At 67.4% G+C, this 1,035-nt stretch carries 1 protein-coding gene; it reads right to left on the bottom strand.

Annotation, left to right across the window (positions count from 1 at the left end):
* Positions 1-13: 13 nt before the first annotated feature.
* Positions 14-1,035, bottom strand: a 1,022-nt coding sequence (locus tag Q8S40_RS24785) for an endonuclease/exonuclease/phosphatase family protein (protein ID WP_305672548.1), incomplete at its 5' end; no start/stop codon positions are given.

Here is a 1,035-nt window from a genome sequence, read left to right as displayed (position 1 = left end):
GGAAAGCGGCGGTTCAGGGTGTGATTTCCACCCAGATCGGATGGTGCCGCGCGCCCGTCGGCACAGGTGCATGGCCGGCGCCGGTGACTGTGATTCCGGCAGAGGGCAGAATGTAGCTGACCCGCAGCGGCCCCAGCGTGCCGCCATAATACACCGTGTCGCCCGGCAGCACATCCTGCAGCCGCGCATCCGCCAGCAGTGCCCGGATCGCCGCCGGGTCGCCATTGCCCTTTTCCGGGTCCGCATTGGCCTGACCGAGCAGCACGAACGGCTCTTGCGGGGCCTGCGGGCTGTTCAGCAAGTGCAGCCAGAACGCGGTTTCATCATGGTTGCGCCGTGTATTTCGGCGATCGGGCCCGTCAAAGGCCGGGGGCGTTGCGTGCCAGGTCAGCAGGTGCAGCCTGCGCCTGTCGGGCAGCTCGACCGCCGTTTCGTGATGCCCGGTCGTCGACAGCCGCAACACCTCTGCCGCGCCTTGCGGCAGGGGGGGCAGATCGGCCCCCGGCAGATCGCGCCACAGAACATCGGAATGATCAACGCTTTGGGCCGCATCCAGCGGCAGCCGTGACAGCACCGCCATGCCGCCTTCGCCCGGAAACCGGCCATAGCCGATGGCGTCGCGCGCCTCATTACTTCGCCCGTTGCCATCAAGGTCAAAGCCGCTGGGAACGCCGGTGTTGGGGCGCAGGGCGGCGCTGTGGGGGTAGGGGTACGCCAAGGCGGCATTCAGCGCCGAAAGCGCCAACCCACCGGCATCGTAGTCAAACCCGGACAGCACGATGACATCCGCGTTCATCGCATCAATCGCCGCAACGGCATGGGCCAGATCGGCAGACTTTGCCTGAACCAGATCGCGCAGCAACAGACCCGGGCCTGCGCGGTTCAGATTGGTGTTCCAGAACGCCACACGCAGCCCCTCGGCTGCGGCGGGCGCGGCCAGCAGCAGCAGGGTCAGAACGCCCGCGAGGCCCGCGCCATGGCCGATCTGTCCCGTGCGCCCTGCACACGGCGCATCTGACGTACCATATCGGCGAT

The organism is Falsiroseomonas sp. (genome assembly GCF_030695085.1).
Lineage (GTDB): Bacteria > Pseudomonadota > Alphaproteobacteria > Acetobacterales > Acetobacteraceae > Falsiroseomonas.
Note: the sequence above shows the minus strand (reverse complement) of the source record. Positions and strands in the feature narration are given on the sequence as shown.